This window comes from Albidovulum sp., assembly GCF_008933605.1.
Taxonomy (GTDB): Bacteria; Pseudomonadota; Alphaproteobacteria; order Rhodobacterales; family Rhodobacteraceae; genus Albidovulum.
Genome location: NZ_WBUS01000197.1, coordinates 1 through 4,974, shown reverse-complemented (window position 1 = coordinate 4,974; position 4,974 = coordinate 1). Strand labels below are relative to the sequence as shown.

4 protein-coding genes are annotated in these 4,974 nt (G+C 70.9%); 2 read left to right on the top strand and 2 right to left on the bottom strand.

The features are described 5' to 3' along the window. Positions 1-27: 27 nt before the first annotated feature. Positions 28-345 (bottom strand): hypothetical protein, encoded by a 318-nt coding sequence (locus F9K34_RS17015; RefSeq protein WP_291338306.1) that lies wholly within the window; start codon positions 343-345, stop codon positions 28-30. A 236-nt stretch (positions 346-581) separates the two neighbouring features. Here F9K34_RS17015 and F9K34_RS17010 point away from each other — a divergent pair, with 236 nt between their 5' ends. Then, positions 582-1,619: a glycosyltransferase family 2 protein gene (locus F9K34_RS17010; protein ID WP_291338305.1), complete on the top strand. Its 1,038-nt coding sequence runs from the start codon at positions 582-584 to the stop codon at positions 1,617-1,619. Continuing rightward, entirely contained in the window at positions 1,606-3,453 is a 1,848-nt protein-coding gene (locus F9K34_RS17005; RefSeq protein WP_291338304.1) for a glucosyltransferase domain-containing protein, read from the top strand. Before F9K34_RS17010 ends, F9K34_RS17005 begins: the two co-directional genes overlap by 14 nt. Positions 3,454-3,465: 12 nt before the next feature. On the opposite strand, the gene F9K34_RS17000 is transcribed toward F9K34_RS17005, so the two are convergent. Further along, on the bottom strand, positions 3,466-4,974 hold a 1,509-nt coding region (locus F9K34_RS17000; RefSeq protein WP_291338303.1), incomplete at its 5' end, for a trimethylamine methyltransferase family protein.

Sequence of the window (4,974 nt, the reverse complement as noted above, 5' to 3'; positions counted from 1 at the left end):
CCTCGGTGGCCCGTTTCCGCCGTTCGGTCATTTGCGGTGTCTCCCAAGGACGATGCCCGCGAAGAGACCGAGGCCGAAGGCGGCAAACAGACCGGCAAGCCAGCGGCCGTGCTGGCGGCCCTCGTCCTCGGGAACGGCGCCCATCTGCCGGATGCCCCGCGCGGCCCCCATCGCTCGGGCGATGGTGGCGTCGGAAAGCCCGTCGATCTCGGCCCAGAGCGGGTCGAGCCGCCCTCCCGCGAGCGGGCGCAGCGCATCGGCCAGGGCGGCCATGTCGGCGCGGAGCCGGACCACCTCGCCCTGCCCCCGCCCCTCGCCCTCCGCTGCCCTTCGCTCGCTCTTCATTCGCCTTCCGCTCCGGACCCGCTGTGGTGCGGGAATACGCCGGCGGGCCACGCCCCGCCTTGATACCGATCATGCGCGCCGCAGACGTCCCTGCCAATCCCGTGGCCGGCCCGGCTTTGTTGCCGGAGCGCGGCCGTCACCTGCCGCGGCGCGGAATTTCCCTGACAGCGTCCGAATCCGGTTGTAGAAGAAGCCATTGCAGGCCCGGTCCTGGGCGATTTTCAAGCGGGGACGAGATGCCGCCGACGAAGGTTGACGCACCGGTGCGGGAGGCGCCCGCCGCTCCGGGGGCGGTCCCGGCCGAGCGCCCCACGCTGAGCATCGTCGTCGCCGCCTACAACGAGGAGGACGTGCTCGACATCCTCTTCGCGCGACTCGGGGAGGTGCTCGCAGGTCTCGGAGAGAGCTACGAGATCATCTGCGTCAACGACGGCAGCCGCGACCGCACGGCCGAGATCCTCGCGGCCCACCATGCCCGCGACCCGCGCATCCGGGTGATCAACCTCGCGCGGAACTTCGGCAAGGAACTGGCGCTGACCGCCGGGCTCGATGCGACCTGCGGACGCGCCGTCGTGCCGCTCGACGCCGACCTGCAGGACCCGCCCGAACTGATCGGCGACTTCCTGCGGCTCTGGCGCGAGGGCTACGACGTCGTTTATGCCGTCCGCGACGCGCGCGACACCGACAGCTGGCTGAAGCGGACGACGGCGAATGCGTTCTATGCCATGCTGCGGCACGTCTCGAACGTGGAGATCCCGCCGAACGCCGGCGACTTCCGCCTGATGGACGCCCGCGTGGTGGAGGCGCTGAGGGGCCTCAGGGAACGCAACCGCTTCATGAAGGGCCTCTTCTCCTGGGTGGGCTTCCGCCAGACGAGCATCGGCTACCAGCGCCCGGTCCGCGCCGCCGGCAAGACCAAGTTCAACTACTGGAAACTCTGGAACTTCGCGCTGGACGGGATCACCGGCTATTCGACGGTGCCGCTGCGCGTCGCGACCTACTTCGGCCTGCTCTTCGCCCTCCTCGCCATGCTCTACGGGCTCTACCTGCTGATCCGCACCATGATCTGGGGCACCGACGTGCCGGGCTATGCCTCGACAATGGTGGCGGTGATCTTCATGGGGGGCATCCAGCTCGTCGTGCTCGGCATCATCGGCGAATACCTCGGCCGGCTCTACAGCGAGGCGAAGGGCCGGCCGCTCTACATCGTCGAAAGCCGGCTCGGTTTCGGGGGCGAGCGGCCCGGGGACCGTCGGGGGGATGCCGATGCGTGACATGCCGGCGGCTGCCGCGCGCCCCTGGCGGATCGACGAACGCACCGCGTTCCGCGCCGCCGTCCTGATCTACCTCGTCACGACCGCCTGGGGCGTCCTGAACGACGGCTTTCACTCCGACGACTGGCGCCATGTCAACGGCACCTCGCCGCTCTGGACCGAGATCGAGGGGCGCTGGCTGCTGGAGGTGATCTTCCGCGACCTCTTCGGCGAGCGCTTCCTGCTGCCGGTTCAGGTGACGCTCGCCTTTCCCTGTTTCTGGTGGGTCGCGCGCACCGTCGCCGCCCATGCCGCGCCCCTTGCCTCCCGGCCGGCCGCCACGCTCGCGATCTTCGCGGTCTCGGTCAACCACATCTACATGGCCGACACGCTCAGCTTCGAGAGCAACGTCTTCGCCTATCCCTTCGCCCTTGCCTTGTCGGTCGGGGCCTTCGAGCTTCTCTGGCGCGTCGCCGGCAAGGGGCGCGGGGCGCAGGCGCTGGCCATCCTCGCGGCGGGGCAGCTTCTCGCCTTCAGCCTGGCGATCTACCAGACCTTCGCCGAGGCGGGGCTGATCATCCCGGTCCTCGCGCTCCTCCGGATCGACCGGGTGCGCTTCGCCGCCGCGGTGCGGATCGCCGCGGTCGGCGCGCTCGCCACCGCGATCGCAGTGGTGCTCTACTTCGCAGAGTGGCACGCCTATGCTGCACTGCGCGGCATCGAGATCGCCGCGCAACGGTTCCAGACCACGGATGCCGCCGGGTTCGCCGAGAAGATCTCGGCGCTTCCGGCGGTGCTGCGAAGCCTCCATACCGGCACGCTGATGCACGTGCCGCGCGTCCTCAGGGTCACGCTCGGGCTCTTTGCGCTCGGCGCGCTCGCGCTTCTCGCCCTCGGCTGGCTGAACCACGGCAAGGGCGCGCGCGTCCTGTCGGCCTTTCGCCTCGCCATCGGTGCGGGGCTCGCGTTCTTCGTCTTCCCGATCCTCTTCTGGCTCGGCTACGAGACCTACTGGCCACCGGGGCGCGCCTTCGCCTATCTCGGCTCGTGGATTCCGGCTGTGGCCATCGCCGGGCTGACGCTCGCCAGCGGCCCCGCCCGATGGCGCCGGGGCCTCGTCGCGGCCGGTGCGGCGGCGATCGCCCTCGTCGCCCTCGTCTTCGCGCTCACCGCCTCGGCCTTCTGGTCCGACAGTGCGCGGCTCGGCGCCCGCGACGCGGACCTCGCCCGCGCGATCCGCGCGAAACTCGCCACGCTCGAGGGCTTCGAGGGCCCGCCCTTCCGCCTCGTCGGCAGCGTGGACTATCCCGACCTGTCGTGGGGCAGCCTCGCCGGCTGGTCGAGCTTCCACGCCGGCAACCCCAACATCGGGATCTTCCGCGCGCTCTTCGGCGACACGGTCGAGACCGGTGTCCTTCCCGCGAGCCCGCGCGCCTGCCGCGCCTTCCCGGCCGAGGATTCGGCCTATCTCCACGACGGGATCGCCTATCTCTGCCTGGAGGACCGCCGCCCCTTCGTCGAGGAGATGTCCTGCGCGCCCCTCAGCGCCGGCGGGGCCATCTGCCTCGGGCCCAAGGTCTTCGCCCATGTCGCGCCCGCCTGCCTCGCGACGGAACGCGGCGGGCCCGAGATGCGGGTGGCCTTCCACTTCGAGGGTCGCAGCTTCGCGCCCGAACGGTCCTTCACCGGGGGCAGCGACGCGGTGCGGATGGAGGACGGCTGCTACACGCTCGCGCTCGCCCCGAACCCCAAGGGGCTGAAGTCGATCACCGTGCGGCTTGCCGGGCCGGACGGCGCGACGCTCTGGGACGAAGATGTGAACCTCGCCGCGCTCCGCCCGCCGAGAAAGCCCTGACCGGGCCAGGCCTCAGCCCGGCCGCATCGCGCCCCTGTCGAGCCGGATCGGGAAGCGCGCGCGGATTTCGCGGTCGGCCTCGGCGGAAATCCCCTCGACATGGTGGGAGGCAAGAAGCTCGGCCGCCCGCGCCCGGGCGCGTTCCTCCACCGTCAGGCTGCCCGTCGCCGTCCAGAGGGCGACAGGCGCGCGGTCGGCGAGCGCGGGATAGACATATTCCGTCTCCATGCACCTGAGCGTGTCCGCGGCGCCGAGGAAATGCCCTTCGCCCCGGACGGCGGCCTTGATGGTCGCGACCGACAGCGTCTCGTCGGTCACCTCGATTCCGCGCACCACGCGCTCGGCCATCCCCAGCATGTCGTTGTCGATCACCAGCACCTCGTAGGACACGCCCATGAGGCTCGCCATCATGCCCGCCGATTCCATCACCCGGTTCGCCCCTGCAAGGCCCGCCACGACGCTGGTGATCCCCTTCTCGTAGCCCATCTGCGCATCCGGCATCTTGGCATCCGACATGGAGGCGGCGACCGTCGTCGGCACGTCGTAGAACCGCCCGATCTGGGCGATGGCCGCCATCAGCACGGCGACCTCGGCCGACCCGCCGGCAAAGGCGCCGGTCCTGAGGTCCACCGTGAAGGGCCAGGCGGCGAAGGACATCGGGCAGCCGGGGTTGACCATGTTCACGACGGCGAGGCAGGCGAGCGCCTCGGCCGTCACCTGCACGAGCGCGCCGGCGAGATAGGCGGGCGCCGTCGCCCCCGACTGCGGCGCGATGGCGATGTCGCTGACAAGGCCCAGCCGGGCCGTCGCCACCATCACGTCGAGGCTGTCGCGGGCGAAGCGCAGGGGCGAGACGATGGGGCAGCCGCCGAAGGAGACGAAGGGGCGGTCGCGGAACCGGCGTTCCGACCCGGCGACCAGCGCATAGATCTCCATCACCGCGGGCAGCGCCTCCACCGTGTTCAGCGCGTGCTCGACGGGCTTCGTCGTGCCGGCGAGAACGGCGTAGGCCAAGTTGATGTCGGCCTCTACAGGGTCCGCGATCTCGGTCGGCACGACCATCTGGCCATACTGGTGCAGGTTCGCCAGCGCATCGGTGACGCGGGCGGTGTCGTAGACATCGCGAAGGGTCGAGGGCCGGTAGCTGCGGGTCCCGACGTCGAGGACCGAGACCGCCTCGCCCGAGGTCGCGTAATGCACCCGGCTGCCGCCGACATGCAGGTCGGCGTGCGCCGGGTCGCGGCTGTGGATCACGTAGTCCCGCGCGGCCTTCGCCAGCAGGTCCTCGACCAGGGCCGGAGGAAACACGAGCCGGCCCTGCCCGTTCAGCCGGCAACCCCGCGCCGTGGCCAGCGCGATCACCTCGTCGCTTGCCCCGGCGATCCCGGTATCGGCGAGGATGTCGAGCGCGGCACGGTGGATGCGGATCAGGTCGGCATCCGAAAGCGGGTTATAGCGCCCGCCCTCCAGGCCGGCCCGGACCGGCCGGCGATCCGCGCCCGGCGCCGCCTCGCGCAGGGC